Raw genomic sequence first — 21,746 nt, forward strand, 5'->3', positions numbered from 1 at the left:
CTGTACGCCAGCGCCCCGCCCGCCTACCCAACGGCGGTGCGTGCCACCGGCGTGGGTGCGGCCGTGGCCATCGGCCGACTGGGCTCGGTGGCCGGGCCGCTGGCGGCCGGGCAACTGCTTGCGGCAGGTGCAGGCACCGCCGGCGTGCTGCTGGCGACCTCCCCCGGCGTGGTAATCGCCGCACTGACCATCATCAGCGTGATGGTGCGTGCGGCGCCCCAGAACCTGCCTAGAACTGGTGCAACCAGTTAAGCACCAGCTTGTTGCCCTGGGTGCGGTTCACCGCTTCCTGCTCAAAGTACGCATTCACCGACAGGACATTCTCCTTGTTGAATGCGTACACCAGGCCTGGGCCGATGGCCCAGACCTTTTCCCGCCGCCCACTCACCTCATGCCCGTCCACCTGGGTGTCGGTGATCTGCTTCAACCAATAGCCATTCAAGCCCACGCTCAATTGCTGGTCGATTGCGTACTGCAGCGTCAGGTTGGCATGCAGCGCCTGCCCGGCCTGGGTGTCGGACACATCGCCGAAGCTGGCCGACGGTTGGTCATTCTTGCCATTCCACAGGTACATGAAGCGCCCGCTGGCCGACCACTTCGGGTTGAACCAATAGGTCGCTGCGTAGTACGGGTTGAAAGACCAGAAGTTGCTGCCGGGGTTGATCGAGCGCTTGCGGTCATAGGCACCAACCGGAATCGCCACATCGACTTCGACCCGCTGGGTCAGCAGCGGGCTGCCATCGGCGCGGCTCAGGGTCGGCAGTTGCAGGAAGGGACCGACGACCACGTCGCCAAAACCTGCACGGGAACTCAGCGCCGCGTTATTCACACCATCGTCCACATCCACATGGGCCAGGGACGTATTGATCACGGTGAATCCGGGCATTGCACCATTGGCCAGGGGTTGGCCGACGTAGATGATCTGCGTGGTCGGCGCCACCACTTCCACGTCCTGCCTGGGTAACGCCAGCTTGTTGCCGTTGGCATCATTGAAGCGGCTGGCGCGCGAATACGTCAGGTATTCCTCCAGGTACCAACCGGGCCCGGCAGGCGCTGGCGAGCCGTCGTAGAAACTGGTGCTGCCCAGGTTGAGTCCGGGCAGGTCGTAAGCGTGTGCAGTGGATGACAGTGCAATAAACGTCATGGCCGCAACCGGCCGCAAGATAGGCTTGAGCATCCTGGATGTCCTGTATTTTTGTTGTTGTTCAAGACCCCCGGCACGGTGGCTCCGCACCGGGGCATAGCGCTGTAGCGCGCCCTACACGTAGGTGGCCGCCAACCCGCCATCCACCGGCAGGTTGACCCCGTTGACCCAGCGCGCCGCGTCCGAACACAGGAACGTGATCACCGACGCCACCTCATCGGCCAGGGCCGGACGGGTCATGCGCTGGCTGTCCTGGGCCACCCGCTCCGGGCCGAGCATGCTGACAAAATCGCCCAGGATCGGCGTGAACACCGGCCCCGGCGCGACGCAGTTGATGCGCACCGAATGGTCGCGAAACCAACCCTGGGATTGCTGCAGGCTCCAGACAATCAGCGCCTCCTTGAAGTATTGATAACAAGTGGCCTGTTCGACCGGATTGGCCGCCAGCCACTGCTGCCCGGCCCTGAAGCTTTCGGTCGCCGCCAGTGCTTTGTGCAACGCCAACCGCTGCGGCCATTGCGCGCCGAGCACCGAGGCCACGTTGACGATGCTGCCGCCCTTCGGCATGCGTGGCAGCAGCGCTTGAGTGAGATGGCGCAAGCCCAGGTAATTGACCTCGGCCACCGTTTGCAGCGGCGCCGTACCGGGCACGCCAGCAATGTTGCACAGCGCATCGACCCGCTGCGGCAGACGCGCCACCAGTGCATCGATGCTGGTGGGATCGCTCAGATCAGCATGGAAAAAGCCATCGAGCGTCAACTGTGGTTCATGGCGATCGACGCCGATCACCGTCGCGCCCTGGAAGCGCGCCAATCGCGCGACTTCCGCACCAATGCCCGAGGCCACGCCGGTCACGATCAGGGTTTTGCGGTACAGGTTCATGTTCAAGCCCTCTTATTGTTGTATAGGCATGCGTGAGCCGGGGCTCAGAAGGGATAGTTCGGTGGTGTGTTTTTCACGGTGACCCATTGCCACTGGGTGTATTCGTCCCAGTCGGCCGGCCCGCCCACGCTGCCGCCATTGCCCGAAGCACCGCGCCCACCGAAGGGGTTGATGCATTCGTCTGCCACGGTCTGGTCGTTGATGTGCAGCAGGCCGCAATCCAGCCGTTCGCCCATGGCCATGGCACGCCCCACCGAGGGCGAAATGATCGCTGCCGAAAGCCCGTACTCCGTGCGGTTGGCCAGTTCGATGGCCTCCTCGTCCGTGGCAAAACTGACCACCGTGGCCACCGGACCGAACACTTCGTCCTCAAAGGCGCGCATGCCTGGCCGTACGCCACTGAGTACGGTGGGCTGGTAGAACAGCCGGTCATATTCGCCACCGGCCTCAAGCCGTGCGCCTGCCTGCAGACTGTCGCTGACGATTTCATGCACGCGCTGCAGTTGGCGCTGGTTGATCAATGGGCCGAGCGCGGCCTCGCCCCGGGCGGCGTTGCCCACGGTGAGTGCCCGGGCCTTGTCCACCAGCTTGCGGGTCAGGCTGGCGGCGATGGACTCATGGACCAGAATCAACCCGGTGGCCATGCAGATCTGCCCCTGATGCAGCCACGCGCCCCACGCGGCATTGCTGGCGGCCAGGTCGAGGTCGGCGTCTTCGAGAATGATCAACGGGTTCTTGCCGCCCAGTTCCAGCGCGACTTTTTTCAGGTGCCGCCCGGCTGTCTCGGCCACCTTGCGCCCTGCCGCCGTAGAGCCGGTGAAGGCGATCATGCGCACGTTGGGGTCGCGGCACAGCGCCTCACCCGCCAGCGCGTCGCCGGGCAACACGTGCAGCAGGCCCTTGGGCAAGCCCGCTTCCTCGAAGAGTCGGGCGATGAGAAAACCACCGCTGACCGGGGTTTGCGGGTCGGGCTTGAGCACCACTGCATTGCCTGCGGCCAGGGCCGGGGCCACCGAGCGCAACGACAGGATCAGCGGGAAATTGAACGGTGAAATCACCCCGACCACGCCGTGGGGCTGACGCCGCGCATAGGACAAGCGCCCCCGCCTCGCTGGGCAGCACCAAACCATGGGGCTGGGACAACAGGCCCGCGGCCTGATGCAGCAACACAATCGCCTCGCGCACTTCGTGTTCGCCCTTGAACAACGCGCCCCCGGTTTCCCGCGCAACGTACAGCGCCAGCTCGGCGAAGGACCGCTGCGCCACGTCCGCCGCCTTGCGAAACACCTCGGCGCGCTCCCGCGGACCGAGGGCGGCCCAGGCTGGTTGGGCCAGGGCCGCGCTGCGACTGGCCACGGCAACATCGGCCGGACTGGCCATGGCGCAGCGCATCAGCGGTTCGCCGGTGGCGGGTTCGATCACAGGGATCACGGCTCCCGAAGCGGGGATCCAATCGCCGTTGAACAGGCATTCGGACGCAAGGGCCCGCTGTAACAAATGGGTGGTTTCAGACACTGACATGGCAACTCCCGGTTCTTGTAATTGTCATCGCCTGCACGAGTGCAAACGCCGCAAGTGGGCTTGAGCAAAGGCTGTGCCGCTTGTGCACGGCGGCGCTCACATAAACCGTGGAGGGCTCTGGGCCGGGGGCTTTCGCGTAGCGCTCATTCACCCGCCGCCGGTTGGCTGCAAAAACCGGGGTGCTGGCACTTGTTCAATTGATAAGGTTATGTTTAGTAACTATCTGAGCAGTTACTCATTTCGTTCAATCGCTTTGCAGGGGCATAACAATGACTAATCCCCACAGCGCGCCAGCCGATGCGCCCTACCATCCACGGGGCGACAGCCGTCAACTCAGCGACAGCAGCTCGCCGACGCCTGCCGAGTTGACCGACTGCCTGTTCTTCTCTCCCGAAGACGGGCGGATCTGGCTCAACGACCAACGCATGTTGCTGCTGCACAGTTCCTCGTTCGGTGCCCTGCGCAGGGAAGTCATCGAGCGCCTGGGCCTGGAGCAGGCACGTGGCCTGTTCACCCGTGCCGGCTACGCCTCCGGTGCGCGGGATGCCCGGCTGATCCGCGAGCGCTGGCCGCACGCCGATGCGGCGGCCGTGTTCCGCGCCGGCACGCATCTGCATACCCTGGAGGGCATGACCAAGGTCGAGCCGCTGCACTTCAAGTTCGACGCCGACTCGGGCTTTTATGAAGGCGAGTTTCTCTGGCACCACTCCTGCGAGGCGGATGAGCACGTGGGGGCCTACGGCATCGGGCAGGACCCGGTGTGCTGGACAGAAACCGGCTATGCCATCGGGTTTGTCAGTGGCCTGTTCGGGCAGATGGTGATTTTTCGCGAAGTGGAATGCCGAGGCATGGGCCACAGCAGTTGCCGGGTGGTGGGCAAGACGGCCGAACAATGGGGTGACGTCGAGCAGGACCTGCGCTATCTGAACGTGTCTTCGACCGTCACCCGCACCGTCGCCACCGCACACCACAACCCGGTAGACCGCCTTGCCACCAGCAGCGTGCCCCAACCCATGGTGGGCGCCAGCGCGGCGTTCAACGCCGCGATGCAGGCCTTGCAACGCGTTGCGCTGACGCCCGCCACCGTGCTGATCAGCGGTGAGTCCGGCGTGGGCAAGGAAATGTTCGCACGCCAGCTGCACCAGCTCAGCCGTCGCCACGACGGCCCGTTCGTGGCGCTCAATTGCGCGGCCATCCCGGACAACCTGATCGAAGCTGAACTCTTCGGCGTGGAACGCGGTGCGTACACCGGCGCCACTCACTCACGTCCTGGGCGCTTCGAGCGGGCCCAGGGCGGCACGCTGTTTCTGGATGAAATCACCTGTCTCAGCCTGGCCGGGCAAAGCAAACTGCTGCGGGCGTTGCAGGAGCGCGAGATCGAACGGGTCGGTGGCGTGCACGGCATCAAGGTGGATGTGCGGGTGGTGGCGGCCACCAATATCGACCTGCGTAAAGCGGTGGCTGAAGGCACGTTTCGCGAAGACCTGTTCTACCGGCTGAATGTCTACCCCATCGCCCTGCCGCCATTGCGTGAGCGCCGCGATGACATCCCGCTGCTGATCAACGCATTCCTCACCCGCTTCTGCCAGGAATACGCCCGCACGCCCGTGGGCCTGACCATGCGCGCCCTGAAAGTGCTGCTGCGCTACGACTTCGCGGGCAATGTGCGCGAGCTGCAAAACCTGATCGAGCGCGGCCTGATCGCCAGCGACGAAGGCCAGGCCATTGATCTGGTGCACCTGTTTCGCAATGAGCCGATGCCGGCGGACCCTTACGGCCTGGACGACCATGGCAGCCTGTCCAACACCGCGCCCTCGCAGCGCCCTGCACTGCTGGACACTCTCGGTCAGTTGGACCAGGGGTTTTCCATCGACGGCCTTGAATCACGCCTGATCACCGAAGCGCTGCAACAGAACGCCGGCAACCTGGCGGCGGCGGCGAGGCTTGTGGGGCTTAGCCGCGCTCAATTTGCCTATCGATTGAAGAAGCATCAGCGGCAAACCTCTTGAACGGCAATTAGTGCTTTAAAAGCTTTACCCAATTAAGTATTTTGCAGGCATACCGACCCCCTTTGAATCGTGACCAGGAGCACCCGTGAGCGGACTGCGTGAACGTCAGAAAGCCGAACGCCGGCAAGCCATCAGCCAGGCGGCCATCGAACTGTTTGAGCGCCAGGGTTTCCAGAACACCACCATCGAACAGATCGCCAGTCAGGCTGGCGTGTCGGCGCCCACGGTGTTCAAGTATTTCGGCAACAAGCAGGAGATCATCCTGGAAATCCTGCACCACGCCGACCAGCGAGCAATCACCGACACTCGCAGCCTGATCCATGACTTCGAGGATCCGGTCGACGCGCTCTGCCACCTGGAACGGCTGCTGACGGGCTATGCCCTGGAAGTCATGCATCCCAGCCTCTGGCGTGAATTGCTGCCACTGATCCTGTTCGGCGGCAGCAACGCATTACCCGCCGGCTACCGCGCCATGAACGATGCACTCAGGGCCGAGATCAGCCAACTGCTGCGCGAGCTGCAACTGGCCGGCAAGCTGCGCCCGCAACTCGATGTGGAACTGGCGGCGTTCCTGTTGAACGACTACTCACATTTGCAGCTGTTCAGGCTGGTGAATCAGGAGCAGCCGGACATCGACGCGCATTCCCTGCAGGTCAGGCGCATTACTGAGCTGCTGTTCTATGGCATGCAGGCTTGAATCCATGGCCGACCTGGCAGCGTGCAACGACAGAGAGGCTGCGTGGCGTACGTACTGACACCCTGGGATCGGCGGTGTCGCCGACGCAGCCTCGCTTGCGCTCGACAGCTGCTACGACGGAGGGGCAACGTCGTACGCGTAGATTCCGTCTTGACTCTCACCGGGCAAGCGCAAGCTTCGGGTCGCAGCTGCCGAGCCCGGCGCGCACGCACCGGGCCACACTGATCAGCGGTTGGTCTTGATGTTGGTCCAGGTGCGAGTACGGATGCGCTCGATCGCGGCTGGAATCGGTTCAAGCGCAAACAGCGTCTTGCGCGCCTCCTCCGGCACGTACATGTTGGGGTTGTTGCGGATACTGGCGTCCACCAGTGCGGTGGCGTCCTTGTTCGGGTTGGGATAGCCGATCTTGTTGCTGATGCGGGCAATCACTTCCGGGCGCAGGATGTAATTGATGAACGCGTGGGCCTCAGTGACGTCGGGAGCATTGGCCGGAATCATCATCACGTCCGACCACATCGGCGCGCCTTCCTTGGGCAGTGCCATCTCGACCTTGACGCCCTTGCCGGCGGCATCCGCCAATTGCTTGGCCAGCGCGACGCCGCCGGACCAGCCCACGCCCACACAGATATCACCGTTGGCCAGGTCCATGCCGTAGCGCGACGAGTTGAAGTAGGTGATGTACGGACGGATTTTCATCATCACCGCCTGGGCCAGCGGATAGTCCTCGCGTTTCTGGCTGTTGGGGTCCAGGCCCTGATAGTGCAAGGCGATAGGCACGATCTCGTTGCCCGCGTCGAGGAAACCCACGCCACAGCTGGCGAGTTTGGCGAGGTTTTCTTCCTTGAAGATGACGTCCCAGGTGTCCATTTTTACGTCGGGGCCAAGGGCTTTGCGCACCTTGTCGACGTTGTAGCCGATCAGCGTGGTACCCCACAGGTACGGCGCGGCGTAGCGATTGCCCGTGTCACCCACGGCTTCCAGGGACTGCATGAACTGCGGGTCCAGGTGTTGCCAGTTCGGTAACTGCTTGCGGTCCAAAGGCTGGACGGCACCGGCGGTGATCAGGTGCCCGAGGTTCGCGGTGCCGGGGAACACCACGTCATACCCGGAGTTGCCCGTCAGCAGCTTGGACTCCATGGTTTCGGCACTGTCAAACACGTCATAAATCGGGCGAATGCCAGTGTCTTCCTGGAAGCTCTTGAGCACTTCCGGCGGCAGGTATTCGATCCAGTTGTAGATCCGTACCGTTCGTTCTTCAGCCACGCAAACGCCACTGATCAGCAATGAGGTAACCGTACCCAGCAAGGTGTGACGCAAAAACCTGTTCATGATGAAACACTCCAGCGCGGCCACGATGGCTCGCGGCACTTAATAGCGATAGGTGAAATACACTTCCAGCGCACTGAATTTCTGGTCATCGCCAAAGACCTGCTTGGCAGCAGCCAGGGGCTTGACCCAGTTGTAGGACAGCGACGTATAGAACGACGGCGTGGGCGTCCAGTCGACAAATACCACGCTCTCATCGGCAAAACGCCGCTCACTGACTGCGGCGCCCAGGTAGTTTTTCTCGTCCAGCCAGAACTGGTAGTGAATCGTGCCGAGGGTCACGGTATCGCTGAGGTGGGTCTTGAGCGAGAACTGCTGGACCTTTTCGTTGCTGTTGAACAGCAGGTAATTGCCGACCACGTCGCCGATGAGCCACGTGCCCCAGTCGACAAAACCTTTGCTCAGTGGGTCCCAGGCTTTCTGGCGGTTGTCGGTGAGGTTGTCATCACCGGAAAAACTCGCGTAGCGATAACCAATGATCGGTGTCAGCGCCAGCGTGCTGAAGGCGTAGTCGCCTGGGCATACCAGGCGTTGGCATCGTAGTCGGCACCCTCGCCGCTGCCGCGCTCCACGGCGTACTCGGCGTTGAGCGTCAGTGCTTGCACACCGGGCACCTTGGCGTTGAGCGCTCGCACGTTGTAGACCTGCATCCCGTCACGAAGACGCGGGAACGTGCTGCCTTTAGGCCCCAAGGCATGGACCTTCATGGCCATCGCCCCGAGGGTTACCTGGTCATCGAGGTTGTAATCGAGGTTGACGCCGGTCATGCGCAAGTCGCCCAAATCGTCGTCGGTGCGCAGGGTAAATGCCTGGGACTTGAATGCGCCATGGTTCCAGGCCAGGATCGCCGAATCCTTGAACGCGGTGCGAGGCCCCAGCCAGTAGGCGGCGTCCTTGTACTGGTCGAGGTTGCCGTCCATGACGATGAACCCCGTACCGATCATGTAGTTCTGGCGGCCTGCGGTGAGCGTCCATTCGCCGGTTCGAACACCCGCGTAGAGTTCTTCGACGGCGGCCTTGCCGTCGGAGCTGCGGGTGAAGCCGCCCGCGTCGCCGTCGCCGAAGGTGCTGGCCGCCACCAGGGAGCCGCCCGCCAGCAGGCTGAAGTCGGGTTGCAGCGCATAATCAAGCTTGACGCCGGGTTTGACGTAGAGCTCTTGCCAGTTGATGTTGGCGCCGCCATTTTTACCGCTGCGGGCATCAACCTGGCGACTGCCGAAGTTGACGCCACGGGTAAACAGGGCGCCACCGCCCGCCGTTAGATTGACTTCACCCTTGAGATTGCCGTCCTCAAAGGTGTAGCCCGCCAGCGCGACGTGGGTGGTCAAGGGTAAACCGACCGCTAAGAGCGCTCGGGAAAAACGCTTGGTGAAAACCATAAGAAGCTCCTGTGGAATTATTGTTGTTACAGGGCAGTCAATGGCGACGCAGCGCGCCGCCAACACCTGGGCGGGCCAGGTGAATAGAACGCAAGACTCTTATTGTTTGGCGTGTGTCAGTGATTCAGGTGGGCGGCAATGGCGCGCAGCATGCGCACGCTGTCGGCATCGAACGGGCCGACCGCCTCTGCCAGGGAGGATTGCTTGACGATCACCACGCCGGAGGGCTTGTCGATGAACAGGTACTGGCCGTGAATTCCGCCGGCCATCAGCGCTGGGCTGTGGTCGTTGAACACGTACCACTGGCTGCGATAGGACGCTCCCGGCGTCCAGCTGGAAAACTCGTCATTCTGCGCATAGATCGCCGGATCGGCGCCGGCAGCGATTCGGGCCACGGTCTCAGGCGACAGCAACTCAAGACCGTCGTGACGGCCATCGCTGGCCAGCAACCGACCGAAACGCGCCATGTCTCTCAAGGTGGCGCTGAAGCCCGCCCCCGCCACATTGCGTCCCCAGGCATCGGCCATGAAATAACCGTCTCGGTCGCACCCCAAGCGCTTCCAGATCGCCTCCAGCATCTGACTGCAGGCCCTGCCCGAGGCACGTTCCATGACCCAGGCAAGGGCTTCGGTGGTCGCGGTCACATAGTGGAAAAAACCACCGTGGCTGCCGCGCTTCTTGAGGGACGGCAAGTACTGATACAGGGATTCGAACTGCGCGTAGGTCGCCGGCGCCGGTTGAAAACCGCAGGCGTAACCGTACTGCGAACTCGCTGAGTTGGGATCGTCATAGACCTCGCTGTAGTCGATGCCCACCGCCATGTCGAACAACTGGCGCACGGTGGCATCGCCAAATGCGCTGCCCGCCAGTTCGGGGACGTAGTACGCAGCGGGCAACTCGGGCCTGAGCACACCTTCGGTGACCAACTGCTCGCCCAAAGTGCCGATCAGCGACTTGGTCACCGAGAACATGATGTGTCGATCACAGGCGCGCTGCCCGTTGAAGTAACGCTCGAACAACACCGTATCGCCCTGCATCACCAAAAAGGCGTCGGTCTGGCTGGCGACCAGGTGATCGATAACGCTGATGCTCAGCCCACACTCACTGTCAAAGCACAGCGATTCCAGGGCTTTGGGCGCGTCCTTGAGCGTACCCACGGGACCTGGGCCTGCCGAGACATCGATAGAGGGCCGCAGCCGCGCCAGGTTACGGAACCCCCACTGATTGAAGGGCGCACGCATCCAGTTGTGCCACGTGACCCGGTGTTTCTGCTCGGCAGGAAAGCCCTGCATCAGCAAGGGGGCAACGCCTGTTGCCAATGACGATTCGTTTGCCTCGACGTAAAGCGCCGCTAGCGAGGACGCGATGGTTTGACTCATCGGGATAACCCTGAAGATGACTCTGCATGACAGCAGATGCCCAGGAATAATTATCCGATAATTTATTTTAGTCAATAAAACTTTTTAGAGGGTAGCCTTAATTTCACAGGACATCGAGCTACACGCCAGCCCGGGCTTCAGCGGTTTATCGCAGAAACGAAAAAAGACGCCGTAGCGTCTTTTTTGAGAACCTGACTTTATGCTTCTTCGGAATCGCTGTGTGGATTCCCGGGCGGCGACTATTTCACCTGCGGTGGACGTCTTTTTCAGCGTGTCCTTGGCTGGCGTAAATCGCGCCCTGAAGCAATCACTGCCTGGCTTGGCGAATCACAAGCTGCGTCAGGCGGCTCTTGACTCGGAAGCAGAACTCACGAATTTGAAATTGATAAGCCGGCATCACCATATCGTTGATATCAGGGCTTATGGAATCTTTGATTTCCATGTATTTGCCCGTCTTGCTGGCAATGACCTGGTATTCCGCTTCGTATTTGTTGTACGACGCCTTGTTGTAAACCTTCAAAACATCGAGCTCTTTGCGGCATTGCTCAGCGCTATAGACGTTTGAGCTCGCTTCTGGTTCTGGCTTAGTGGTATGGGGCGAGACAGTGACCGGGGCGTCAGCAGCGGCGTTTGCAGAGGCAGACTCATACCGCACAGAATAACCCTCAGATGGGTTTGCGGCTGCCGGGGTGGAGACTTCAGCTGGTGATTGCTGGACGACGACAGGTTCTGGAGTCACTCCAGGTTTTTCTGGAGTTTTCGTAGCGCATCCAGAGAGGGCGAGCCCTACCGATACAACGATGCCACAAATTTTATTCATCGGTTCCACCAAGGGGTAATTATGGTTGGCTGAGTCATTACGTTCGGGGTAGAGGTAAGAACTCATTCAATGATCGAGGGTAAAGTTTCTACCAGCCTCAAGGCACTCAGCCTCTCTTCCTTGAGTGCGCAGCTAACCGATAATAGTAAAAAAACAACGACATGACGAGTAAAGCTTGTCAAAAACGCCACAAATTCAATGGGACAACTACTGCGGGACCCGCTGCCGGTGAACCCGGATCTGTGTAGCATCAACGCGTGATTTTGGGTCACCGACATCACCCGAGGGAACGACAAGCCAATCAACTACAGGACTATGTGCGGCCCACCTTCGCCCGCCTCCATCAATCGCCCAAGCTGCAGCACCGCATTCTTGCCCGAGCGACGATAAAGATCGCGGGCCTTGACGTAGCCCACCGCCTCACCTTCACCCCGCTCGGCCATCTGACCCAGCAGAACATAGCGGGCCGGGTTCAGCTTGGCCGACTCGACGAACAGCACCCGCGCCTTTGAAATCTTGATCGACGCCGTAGCCACCCTCCTGGTACATCTTGCCCAGCATGGTCTTGCACGTGGCATTTCCATAATCGGCATAGCGTTCGATATAACGCAGATTGGCCCGTTCAAAGGGCTTCTCACCGGCGATCATCATTCATCGGAAGCCCACCAGAGAAGAATCGTAATCGGCAGGTCGTGTCAGGTTCTGACAGCCTGTGACCAGGGTGAAAAGTAATAGGACGGGTAGAGATTTGAACATGCGTCCATGCATCCGCTGAAATCAAAAAAGTTTGGGTTTAACAGTGTGTTAACCGGCTTACTCTTAGTAGATACAAATAACGCTACCTTCGTGGGGGGGCACCGCTGAATCGAAGGATTAGAAGCTGTTTTCTACAAATCACGCTGTACGATTGGGTTGGCGGACTTGAACCAGGACCCAATGATTAACAGTCATTTGCTACCTAGTAGGCGCACAGGGACCCTGAAAAACGTGGTGGAGAGATGGAATTGCTGCATAGCGTGGGTCGCATGAATGCGTCACGTCACGAAAGTTAGTCGTGTTGGGTTGGCTTGTCAAAGCGTGGCAAAAACAATGACTTGTAGGAAAAGGAGGCGCCCGCAGTCAGCTACCGAGTCATATCCAATATGTATCTGACCCAGTTGACTTCCGCATGGCGTACTTCAGATGGTGGCAATGGGTGAATGGATAGAGGGAGATTAGTTAAAATTACTTAAACACCAAAAATATATTTTAGGCTAACGGTACGCGTTACGCCTTATACAGCAACTCTTCCGATACCTTACAATCATATGAGAAACTCCTTCCAACCTCGCAAAGCCGTTTCGAAGTCATCCAAATTTACAGTGACTGAAAACTCTTCATCATAAAGTGGATAAATTTTTACTTCATTCCTCGAAATATGGGTTGCCCAGGCATCGCGGTCCCAGTCAATAGAGGCTTCATCTGCGCGCCTCTCTGCCATCACTCTATTCAGCCCCCATCTAGACAGGAAATAGTTTCGAAAAAAGGCTTCCCTCCATCATTTATCAGTAGACAAGCAAGAATATCTCCCCAATTAGGTCCCAACCCGTCCGTGCTACACCAGGGAGTGGTGACACCGGATGCCCGTTACAAAAAATAGCGAATATCCATTTCAACCTTCAAGTCAATGGGCATAGGATAACTATACCCACTTAGCGTCAACACATCAGGTCCAAATGCGACTTATATATTTAAAATCATTATTTAATTTTAGAACCGGCAACAGGCAACGGACCAGTCCACATTTTAATTATCAGCTATCTAATAATACAACTTTAGTCTAATCACATGCTGTTCAAATGCGCGCTTTTTTTCAAAAAATTAATGCGGCACAACCGACGTTTGGCCCACGCAAAAATCAATATAAACGCTCTCAACTACTGCCTCATCCATTTCATCACTAATATCAGGAATATAAAAACTCACCCCATAGGCATCCACTTCAACACCTGAATCATTAGGATGAAAATTTATACTATGATCAGAAAGAAACTTTTTCAAATCAATGTAACCCCCCCCCAACAAACTCTCACCCATCCAAGTAAATTTGCTATCGCGAAATAGCTCAACCCCTTTCACTCGATCGTTATCAGAGTAATAAACATTCATACCCTGAGAGTCAAAAGCATCAAGCGTATTCGTTGATAAAAATGTTTTCTTGAAACACCTAAAGTTAGCCCCAAGACAAGCGCGGACCTCCGCCCTTTCCATTTCATATGCGATGGGGCCAAGTGAACCAGGCGCCCTGAAGTCAAAAGTCATAATAGATCACCTTTTTTTGAAATCATCGGGATTCAGTGTATCAGCATAGTCAAGCATCTGTTTGATCGCATCGTCGTATTTGCTACCAAATTTACTTTTTATATCATCCACATCCATTTGAATAGCCTCTTTTAGCTTTCCTTGGCTTAGCAATTCTTCTTGCTTGGCACGATAGGCTTGTGCATCTTTCGAGCTGCCGTGACTGGCAGTATCTCGGTGGTCCTTGGGGTCCATTTTGATGGCTGGTCCATTTTCCGAACTAATAGGAGCACCTGCGTAACATCCCTTAGCTGGGCAATGGTGAGAGTCTAATTTATCATTGACTGGCTTGCTCGTATCCTTATGCGGCCCGCCCAAGATCGTCTCGGGATCTTTTTTATCGCCAAAATGATCAATGGCTCGGTCTTTGACAGTGATAGGCGTAGTGACTTTTTTCTTTGGAATCCCTGGTAGCGCACCGGTCAATACACTATTAATTAGTTTCCCACCACCTACAAAATAGTCATAATCATCTTCTTCAGCATTTAACTCACTGCCCAACATTTTTTCGGCTAATGCTTTACCCAGCCTAGTCTGAAGATCATCTATTTTCTTAGCTAACTCCGCACCATATGAAGTTTCCTGAATGGCCTTACCGACTAAAATTTGGATCATCCCTTTAGGCCCTTGAGACAGGGCAAGAACATAGCCAACCGCTTCTGCTTTTTCTGGATTTGCCTGAATATAAGTGCCATTCGGGTCAGACCACTATTCTCTTTTTTTAAAGAGCAATTTTTCTGGCCTTTATAAAAACGTGGCCTGCCCCCGATTTCTGCAAATAAACAACGGTGGATTTCCCACCAGAACTAGCTAATTCTCCCATCGCTTTTGCACCAACTAATTACGGTGAAATCAAAACCACTGGAAAATTTAAAATTTTTCCTTCAACATAATCCAAAGATAGGGCATGCAACTTCTTTGATACGCGCGAATCTATTGACATAAGTAATATCAAGAAAGTCTCCAGTTCGTCACTATACTCTATTCCTTTTATACCTAAATTATCGTGCAGCCTTCCAGAATACTCACTTTCAACTCCATCATTCGAAAAGACATAAATTATCTCAGAGGTAATATCTGAGTAAACAATTGACTGAACAAAAACCTTACTGTTTATAGACGGAATGACCATTCCACACATCCTTAAACTCTTTAACGCCCATTTTGTACTGCGTACCATTAAAAGGATCTTTAATCAACACCCTGCCAACGTCATCCACTCCATCAACCACGACCCAGTGCCCTACTTTATTTCCAGAATCCCACATCATTGCACTCCAAGAGCCAGTTTTATTGAGTGCATTGAAGCTAGATACATCGACTGCATTCCCAACCCAACCAGAATCAGCTGTATTTGATTTACTCGCCAAGGAGGTAATGGAAGTAAGCTCGGTTCCAAGATCAACCTGAGAAGTAAGAACACCTCGATCCTTCAACAGCATCTCACCACAGGCAGCACCGCAAGCTGTAGGAGTGGATTGCTTTACCACGTTAGGGCTAGCAATCCGTCCAAAACATTCCAAGTCCCACCAGTCCCAGCTTTATTTCTTTTGTACCGACGGCCAAATAAAAGCCATGCTAATTAACTTACTAAACTATCCACTCCACCTCAAAATCAACTAGCTGAGCCTGAAGCCCTGCCTCATGCTCGAACCAGTAGTCAAACCCTTCAAGATCACTTTTCTTCAAGTAAAGATAATACCCGCCAGTGTCGCCATCACGGTCGTCAGCAACAACAATTTCCCAGCCAGAATATTCGCCAGTGATAACAATACCCTTCCGAACGATAGACATATCCATATCCTAGTCCGCATAGGGAACATGATTGTTAGAAATATATTTTCCAGTCACAGGATCTTTAACTCCGAAATGTACATGCGGAACTCCCGGAGCGTGTGCTCCTGATATAGATCCTGAGTCGATACGGAACTCCCTAGTGCCATCAGAGGAGAAAGGGGTCAGATTTATTTAATCACATAAATAGCTGGCGATCGGAAATGCCACTGCCTTCGGCGCCCTTCAGGCTTTCGAGTTTGCCCTCGACCACCTGGATTTTGAGGTTGCCGCTGGAGAGGTCTTGCTGCGGCAGGTAAGCGCGGCTTGTGACCAAGCCTTTGGCCAGGTAACGGTCGGTGATGACCTTGAGCACTTCGTTCAGTTGCGGCACGCCCAGGCACTGGCCGATATAGGGCTTGATCCACTCGGCGCGCTCGCCTTCGGACAGCGAGTCGGCGCCAGCCAGTTCGATGGTCTTGATCGGGAAGCAGCGGGTGTCGACAGGGGTAGTCGGTGCTGCAGGGGCGGCGGATTTACCGGGCAGGTCCTTGAGTTCTTCGAGGCGCCGCTGCTGTTCTTCGAGCAGGCGGTCCTGGCGGTCACGGATCAGATCAGTGACGCCCGGCGTGTTCTGCGGGGTAGCGCCTTGAGCGGTCCCAGCAAAGCCCAGGCAAAAAAAAGCGGACAACAAGCTGAGCCTGGTCCGGTGTACCGAACGCCACATTTCTAGATCCCTCTATATGGCCTGATGCCATCAATTGGCGCGGATCATATGGTGGCACTTTATTGGCGTCAATTAAATGTACGGATTTGTTTCAGCGGTGACACATAATCAGTTTCAGCCTTAAAAAATAATTTGTTTAACATCAGGCACTTAACAAAAACCACGAACATCCAGTCCAGACCGGTACCTGGCAAGGTAATAAGAAGGTGGATTTGCACCTTTGGCATGGCCGGCAGTTTCTATGGCAGAAAATCGGTCAATCGTGATGCGACTGTTTGATTGAGCTGTTCTTCGACGAGTGCGGCCAGTGATGCATACCCGTTGAACCGGCGCGTTCGGAACCTGTACCGGCACCTGAACACTACTGCCCATTAGCGCCCAAACTCTACCCCTCTCCAGCCCACTCAAGATTAATAAAAAGTGACAAACACATAAATTCACCAAAGCTCTCAGGCGCTGTTAGTCCTATACACTCAGCCGACTCACGCACGATGCCAGTCGATTGACACTGAGACGCTGATAGCCGAAAATTGGACCCAATAGCGCCCGATCCTCTGGGGCTGGCTTGTCCAGCTCTATGTTCGGGCCTTCTTGTTTATGGAACATGGAAGTTGCAACAGCTCTCGCCACCGAAGCCCTTTCGGACTTACCCAGACCTCGTTGCGTTACTGATTGAACGCGGTATGGGCATTGCCAACCCAGCCCGTTCGGAACGCAAACTCGCTCAGGTAGGCTACTACCGTCTGAGCGGTTACTGGTTCCCGGCTCGTGATTTTGTACGAGACCACCTGCAGAATGTTGTGCTCTGCGATGTGACCCAAAAGCCCCTTCGACAAAACGCCTTCCTTCCAGATGCCACATTCGACGACGCGTTTAGCCTTTACCTTTTCGACAAAAAGCTGCGCCAGTTAATGCTTGATGCCATTGAGCGGATCGAGATCCACGTTCGAACTGTCACTGCCCATGAAGTCGGGTATTACGGCGCGTTGGCCTATACGGATCCCAGTTTCATCGTCCCAAAGCAGACCCAAAACTGGACGGATAGAAGCAAAAGGCAACGCAACACCTGGCTAGAGTGGCTTGAAAGACAAAACGGTCTAGTTGCCCGCAGCCAAGAGGACTGCATTGAGTGGCACAAACGAAACCGCAAGGCGATTCCTTTCTGGGTAGCCATTGAGGCCTGGGATTTCGGTACGCTCTCCAAGTACTACGAGATACTCAAAGGCAACCACCAAAACCGTATCGCACAGCGCCTGGGCGTCTCGAACACCAGGACACTCAAGCTTTGGCTGCAAGAAATTAACACCCTTCGAAATCGCTGTGCACATCACAGTCGTATTTGGAACCAGGTATCAGCGAATGCGCTCCCTGACCTTCCTGCAGAGCCATACTTCCAAACGTTGAAGTTGGATCACAGTGCACTGACCCGTCTTTATGGACAGATAGCTATCATCTGGTTCCTGGTACAGCGTATCGGACCAAGCTCAGACTGGATTCGGCATGTAGCGGATGTCATTGATTCCAAACCGAACCTTCCTGGGTGCCCGTTCGGCTCTCTTGGGCTTCCGTCCGAAGATGGGTTCCCACGGCACTTGTTCGGCATCTGAAATCCTGTCTTCATCGTCCGAAAGTCAGCAATAACAAACACCATCAAGCGCCTCATGCGATAGGGCATAGAACGAGGACAGCGAGGGCTGACTATCCAGATCGATGAGCAGGGTGCGGATCCCTCTATCGGTAAGCGTCCGCCAAACACACCTTGCATGATTAGGCGCACGCCCACCTAGCCTCTGATCAATACATTTTGAGTTGTTATTTCAGGCACTTTTCAAAGCGAACATCACCTTCTGGTAAATTTTCCACGGGTTGCCAGCCGAGATTTCGGTAGAAGCCACTCGCGCGGCTTGCTTCAGCGGTTTCTAGCCATATCGTTTGGTGGTGTTGAAATAGGCAAGCCTCCGCTTTATTCATCAGGCTGCTCCCCAACCCGCGCCCCTCAAACTCAGGAAGAACGAAAGCAGCGAACACACAACCATCCTCAACATCAACCATGGAAAAACCTACGGGAACACCATCGACTTCGGCGACCCAAGCACATGGAGTCTCTAAAATTGCCTGTCGTATAGTTTCGGGGGTAATGCCCATCTCCGCCAACTGATCATGAGACAAGTGGTTTTCCTGAACACTGGTTCGAATATCAAAAATGGCATTGATATCTGCCGGATTGGCGAGTCTGATTGTTTTTTCCATGACGTACTCCGTTGTATTCCATCAACGCGATGGAAAGTATCCTTACATACATGACGTAATCAAAGGTGGCCCCACTTATGCGGCAGCAACTGATCGACTTCACTCGCCCGCTGAGTCGGCAGCCGCGTGAGAACATCCTTCAAATAGGCGTACGGATCATGACCATTCAACCGCGCTGACTGGATCAGACTCATGATCGCCGCCGCTCGTTTACCGCTGCGTAGCGAGCCTGCAAAGAGCCAGTTCTTGCGTCCAAGAGCCCATGGTCGGATCTGGTTGTCGGGTAGTCAGACGCGGTTACCCGCGTCCAACCCCCTAAGAACCGTGCATGCGAGTTTCCCAGCACACGGCTCAAGCCTCTGCGAAGGCACCTTCAGGCACCCGGTTATACATCATCGACATTGGCAAATTGTCCTACCCTTGGGCAGCGCAGGTGATAGATCTCAAGATCAGTTGACCACTACATGCTGCTGGACGGTAACCGTCCGAGCACCACCGCCTTTCAACTCATCCTCTAATACTCTTTAGCCTCTGGTTAACGCGCTCCGCGTCAAATGCTGCCGGGTCAAAGTCATCTCCATGCCACTCCAACATATTTTCATACTCGGGGTGGCCAGGATCTGCCATTACCTCAAGGAACGCGGAATATCCTGGCCAACCGCCGATATTTTCTGGCGGGCAAGCATTGGCACCTTCGACACAATATGGCACTTGAGGGCATGCCGCAGGGGGCAGCCTCTTTCCAACCTTAATGCGATGATCCCAGCCGTCACCAAAATCATAGAGATATCGGAATGACCTTTTTCCGTTCAGAGCACTCGCCAGAGTCTTACGAATCTCCGCGCGTACGGGAGGGCCCCACCCATCGGGGTCAGGAATTCCGTAGGTTTCACCGGCTATTTCAAACTCATGTAGATGGTCGTCGTCCCACCCCATCGCGACCTGGATCACGGCGTGCAATGTGTCCAAGGTAATGTTCTCTGGCACCGCTACGCGGCGCCAGACAGTGGGCTCGACCCACTTCAATTCTATGTGCAGCAGCAACAAATCAGGCTCGGGTCTTAGTAAACGGATATTGTTGGCCATGGGTCAGGCAGCCTCGCTAATTTCTGTGGGGGTTAGAAAAACGTTCCAAGGCAGCAACTCGTCAATCCGATTAACCGGATGCTCGGCAATACGCTCCAGTACGTAGGTCAAATATGATTGCGGATTCAGGTGGTTGAGCCTGGCGGAACCCACCAGGCTATAAATCGCAGCAGCCCGTTCTCCACCGGCATCAGAACCGACGAACAGGTAGTTTTTCCTACCCAAAGCCACGGCACGCAACGCTCGTTCGGCAGCGTTGTTGTCGATTTCAATTCGACCGTCATCGCAGTAGCGCACCTGCGCCTGCCACCGATTGAGGGCATAGGTAATCGCATTCCCCACTGTCGACTTCTTCGACACCTGAGCCAGCGTCTGGTTGAGCCACGCGTGCAACTGCTCCAGCAACGGGCTGGCTCGGCTTTGCCGAGCCGCTTTTCGCTGGTCGGGCGGTTGGCCGCGAACCTCACGCTCAATGGCATAGAGCACTGCGATCCGTTGCAGCACTTCGGCGGCAAGCGGCGAGGACTGGTCTTTGTAAACGTCGTAAAACTTGCGTCGGGCGTGAGCCCAGCATGCCGCCTCCTGAACACTGCCCGAGCTATATAGCTGAGCAAAACCCGCGTAGCCGTCGGCCTGCAAAATCCCGCTGAAGTCTTTGAGGTGAGCGCGCGGATGCAGCCCCTTGCGATCCGGCGAATAAGCAAACCACACCGCCGCCGGTATCGTGTAACCGGCGGGACGGTCGTCGCGGACATAGGTCCACAGACGCGCCGTTTTGGTTTTGCCGGTGCCAGGAGCGAGTGCGCCAATCGGAGTGTCGTCGGCGTGGACTTTGTGGCCGCTCATGACATGGGCCTTGAGTGCGTTGACCAACGGTCTGAGCAACTGGCTGCTTTGGCCGACCCAGTCGGCCAAGGTCGAGCGCTCCAGATCTACACCCTCGCGGGCGTAAATCTCGGACTGCCGATACAAAGGAAGGTGGTCAACGAACTTAGACACCAGCACATGAACCAGTAGCCCTGGGCCTGCAAGGCCCCGAGCTATCGGGCGGCTCGGCGCGGGCACTTGAGCGATGTGCTCGCAGCAGCGACAAACCAGCTTGGGTCGAACGTGGCGAACCACCTTGAATCGTGCCGGGACGTATTCCAGCACCTCAGATACATCCTCTCCCAACTGGCGAAGCATCCCACCACAACCAGAGCATTGCGGATCGGGTTGATGGACATGAATTTCGCGCGGGAGATGCTCGGGCAATGGCTTGCGACGGGAAACAGTGCGCGGTGCGGGCTCCGTGACTGACGTCACTTCAGCCTGGCTGACTTCCAGTTCTTCAAGGCTCAGTTGGAGCTGATCAATCATCGCGTCCAATTGCTCAGAGCTACGACCGAACTGCGTGCGCCGCAACTTGGCGTTCATCATTTTCAGACGCTCAATCTCTGCCCGCTGGGCAGAGACCAGGGCCTTTAAGGCGTGAAGATCATTTGGCAAAGCATCGGTCATGTGGGTCATGGCCGAATATTACTAAGGATTTTCAGCGCGTAAAGTCAGACCTCGAGGACGGGTGCTGTACGAATTGGCCTGCGCCAATCAATACCTTCCAACAGCATCGACAATTGCGCCGTCGTCAGCGATACGCTGCCACTGGTTGCCTGGGGCCAGACGAAACGGCCTTGTTCCAGGCGTTTGCAGAACAGACACAAACCGTCGCCGTCCCACCACAGCAATTTGATGCGATCACCACGTCGTCCGCGAAAGGCAAAGATCTGACTGGAGAAAGGATCGGCTTCCAGCTGTGTTTGCACCAGAGCCGCCAAACCGTGGAAGCCACGACGCATGTCGGTGACTCCAGCAGCGATCCAGATGCGGGTTCCTGCGGGTGGGGCGATCATCGCAGTAACTGCTGCAAGGTGAGTTGCAAGGTTTGAGGGTCAGGCTTGCCGGTGATACGCAGCTTGGTTTTTCCTACTTCTATAAGGATCTCGGAATGGCATTCTGGCGGCAGCGGCGCTGGCGGCGGCAATTCGATAGGCGCTTCGATCACCTCGACAGGGAGCAGCTTTGCGCTCTGGCTGAGCGGGCCAAAAGCCCCGTCCTGATATTGCTGTCGCCAACGAAAGACCGTGTTGGCATTGACGTCGTGTTCTCGAGCGATCAACGACACGGAGGCGCCGGGCCGGTAAGAGGCCTCGACGACTTTGCGTTTGAAATCTGGTGGGAAGTTCGGGCGGCGACCTGGGCAACGTGCTGGAGCTATATCCAAGATAGTGTCCACTAAAAAATGGTGTCCACTATCTTGGCGAATTTGGAGAGATGTCAGGAGAGGGTGTTGGCCGGACGGTTACGGAAAAGGTACTTAAACGTACTGGATTACCCTGGTTTTCAGTGGTTTTCCTCAGAAACGAAAAAAGACGCC

19 protein-coding genes and 6 pseudogenes are annotated in these 21,746 nt (G+C 56.5%); 4 read left to right on the top strand and 21 right to left on the bottom strand.

Going from position 1 to position 21,746, the window contains the following annotated elements:
• Positions 1-252 (top strand): annotated as a pseudogene (locus tag IQK56_RS02960) (3-(3-hydroxy-phenyl)propionate transporter MhpT); the annotation flags it as partial.
• Here the strand turns inward: IQK56_RS02960 and IQK56_RS02965 are convergent.
• From IQK56_RS02965 to IQK56_RS02975, 3 genes and pseudogenes are all read right to left on the bottom strand, one after another.
• Positions 230-1,177, bottom strand: coding sequence for a SphA family protein (locus tag IQK56_RS02965; RefSeq protein ID WP_193862297.1), 948 nt, complete (start codon positions 1,175-1,177; stop codon positions 230-232). The pseudogene IQK56_RS02960 and the gene IQK56_RS02965 overlap by 23 nt on opposite strands.
• An 81-nt stretch (positions 1,178-1,258) precedes the next feature.
• A complete protein-coding gene (locus IQK56_RS02970) occupies positions 1,259-2,026 on the bottom strand; it encodes a coniferyl-alcohol dehydrogenase (protein WP_150677068.1) in 768 nt (255 codons plus the stop codon).
• Positions 2,027-2,070: 44 nt separating this feature from the next.
• Positions 2,071-3,547 (bottom strand): annotated as a pseudogene (locus IQK56_RS02975) (benzaldehyde dehydrogenase).
• A 269-nt stretch (positions 3,548-3,816) separates the two neighbouring features.
• Between IQK56_RS02975 and IQK56_RS02980 the strand changes: the two are divergent.
• On the top strand, positions 3,817-5,556 hold the full coding sequence (locus tag IQK56_RS02980) for a sigma-54-dependent Fis family transcriptional regulator (protein WP_122305882.1): 1,740 nt from the start codon (positions 3,817-3,819) through the stop codon (positions 5,554-5,556).
• Positions 5,557-5,641: 85 nt separating this feature from the next.
• Positions 5,642-6,253, top strand: a complete 612-nt coding sequence (locus IQK56_RS02985) for a TetR/AcrR family transcriptional regulator (RefSeq protein ID WP_122305881.1) — start codon at positions 5,642-5,644, stop codon at positions 6,251-6,253.
• 225 nt (positions 6,254-6,478) lie between these two features.
• Here the strand turns inward: IQK56_RS02985 and IQK56_RS02990 are convergent, their stop codons facing one another.
• From IQK56_RS02990 to IQK56_RS03040, 11 genes and pseudogenes are all read right to left on the bottom strand, one after another.
• Positions 6,479-7,582, bottom strand: coding sequence for a polyamine ABC transporter substrate-binding protein (locus IQK56_RS02990; RefSeq protein WP_193862298.1), 1,104 nt, complete (start codon positions 7,580-7,582; stop codon positions 6,479-6,481).
• Positions 7,583-7,621: 39 nt separating this feature from the next.
• Positions 7,622-8,958: pseudogene (locus tag IQK56_RS02995) on the bottom strand (alginate export family protein).
• Between the two features lie 116 nt (positions 8,959-9,074).
• On the bottom strand, positions 9,075-10,337 hold the full coding sequence (locus tag IQK56_RS03000; RefSeq protein ID WP_193901529.1) for a serine hydrolase domain-containing protein: 1,263 nt from the start codon (positions 10,335-10,337) through the stop codon (positions 9,075-9,077).
• A gap of 307 nt (positions 10,338-10,644) precedes the next feature.
• The gene (locus IQK56_RS30995; RefSeq protein WP_224794035.1) at positions 10,645-11,223 is read right to left on the bottom strand and encodes a hypothetical protein; all 579 of its coding nucleotides are present in this window, start codon (positions 11,221-11,223) and stop codon (positions 10,645-10,647) included.
• 239 nt (positions 11,224-11,462) lie between these two features.
• Positions 11,463-11,693: an SEL1-like repeat protein gene (locus IQK56_RS03010; RefSeq protein ID WP_193862300.1), complete on the bottom strand. Its 231-nt coding sequence runs from the start codon at positions 11,691-11,693 to the stop codon at positions 11,463-11,465.
• 1,324 nt (positions 11,694-13,017) lie between these two features.
• Positions 13,018-13,458, bottom strand: coding sequence for a hypothetical protein (locus IQK56_RS03015; RefSeq protein WP_193862301.1), 441 nt, complete (start codon positions 13,456-13,458; stop codon positions 13,018-13,020).
• 6 nt (positions 13,459-13,464) lie between these two features.
• A complete protein-coding gene (locus IQK56_RS03020; protein WP_193862302.1) occupies positions 13,465-14,112 on the bottom strand; it encodes a hypothetical protein in 648 nt (215 codons plus the stop codon).
• Between the two features lie 226 nt (positions 14,113-14,338).
• Positions 14,339-14,629, bottom strand: a complete 291-nt coding sequence (locus tag IQK56_RS03025) for a hypothetical protein (RefSeq protein ID WP_150762410.1) — start codon at positions 14,627-14,629, stop codon at positions 14,339-14,341.
• Positions 14,604-14,987, bottom strand: a complete 384-nt coding sequence (locus IQK56_RS03030; RefSeq protein ID WP_206691725.1) for a cysteine peptidase family C39 domain-containing protein — start codon at positions 14,985-14,987, stop codon at positions 14,604-14,606. The genes IQK56_RS03025 and IQK56_RS03030 overlap by 26 nt, the downstream gene beginning before the upstream one ends.
• Before the next feature lie 100 nt (positions 14,988-15,087).
• Positions 15,088-15,297 (bottom strand): hypothetical protein, encoded by a 210-nt coding sequence (locus IQK56_RS03035; protein ID WP_206691726.1) that lies wholly within the window; start codon positions 15,295-15,297, stop codon positions 15,088-15,090.
• Positions 15,298-15,472: 175 nt separating this feature from the next.
• Positions 15,473-15,997 (bottom strand): annotated as a pseudogene (locus IQK56_RS03040) (POTRA domain-containing protein); the annotation flags it as partial.
• Positions 15,998-16,680: 683 nt separating this feature from the next.
• On the opposite strand from IQK56_RS03040, the gene IQK56_RS03045 reads away from it, so the two are divergent.
• The gene (locus IQK56_RS03045; RefSeq protein WP_246500127.1) at positions 16,681-17,604 is read left to right on the top strand and encodes an Abi family protein; all 924 of its coding nucleotides are present in this window, start codon (positions 16,681-16,683) and stop codon (positions 17,602-17,604) included.
• Positions 17,605-17,652: 48 nt separating this feature from the next.
• On the opposite strand, the pseudogene IQK56_RS31000 reads toward IQK56_RS03045, so the two are convergent.
• The 7 genes and pseudogenes from IQK56_RS31000 to tnpA form a co-directional block, all read right to left on the bottom strand.
• Positions 17,653-17,739, bottom strand: a pseudogene (locus IQK56_RS31000) (ParA family protein); the annotation flags it as partial.
• A 70-nt stretch (positions 17,740-17,809) separates the two neighbouring features.
• Positions 17,810-18,247: a GNAT family N-acetyltransferase gene (locus tag IQK56_RS03050; protein ID WP_193862305.1), complete on the bottom strand. Its 438-nt coding sequence runs from the start codon at positions 18,245-18,247 to the stop codon at positions 17,810-17,812.
• A 59-nt stretch (positions 18,248-18,306) separates the two neighbouring features.
• Positions 18,307-18,528 (bottom strand): annotated as a pseudogene (locus IQK56_RS03055) (transposase domain-containing protein); the annotation flags it as partial.
• 226 nt (positions 18,529-18,754) lie between these two features.
• Positions 18,755-19,333 carry a plasmid pRiA4b ORF-3 family protein gene (locus IQK56_RS03060; protein ID WP_193862306.1) on the bottom strand — a complete coding sequence of 193 codons (579 nt, stop codon included), beginning with the start codon at positions 19,331-19,333 and terminating at the stop codon, positions 18,755-18,757.
• Positions 19,334-19,336: 3 nt separating this feature from the next.
• Complete coding sequence (tnpC, locus tag IQK56_RS03065; RefSeq protein ID WP_193901530.1) at positions 19,337-20,842, bottom strand: IS66 family transposase; 1,506 nt, start codon at positions 20,840-20,842, stop codon at positions 19,337-19,339.
• A gap of 35 nt (positions 20,843-20,877) precedes the next feature.
• Positions 20,878-21,222, bottom strand: coding sequence for an IS66 family insertion sequence element accessory protein TnpB (gene tnpB, locus IQK56_RS03070; protein ID WP_193862307.1), 345 nt, complete (start codon positions 21,220-21,222; stop codon positions 20,878-20,880).
• Positions 21,219-21,605, bottom strand: coding sequence for an IS66-like element accessory protein TnpA (gene tnpA, locus IQK56_RS03075; protein ID WP_224795000.1), 387 nt, complete (start codon positions 21,603-21,605; stop codon positions 21,219-21,221). The genes tnpB and tnpA overlap by 4 nt, the downstream gene beginning before the upstream one ends.
• Between the last annotated feature and the right edge of the window lie 141 nt (positions 21,606-21,746).

Source organism: Pseudomonas cyclaminis (assembly GCF_015163715.1).
In the GTDB taxonomy this organism is placed as follows: domain Bacteria; phylum Pseudomonadota; class Gammaproteobacteria; order Pseudomonadales; family Pseudomonadaceae; genus Aquipseudomonas; species Aquipseudomonas cyclaminis.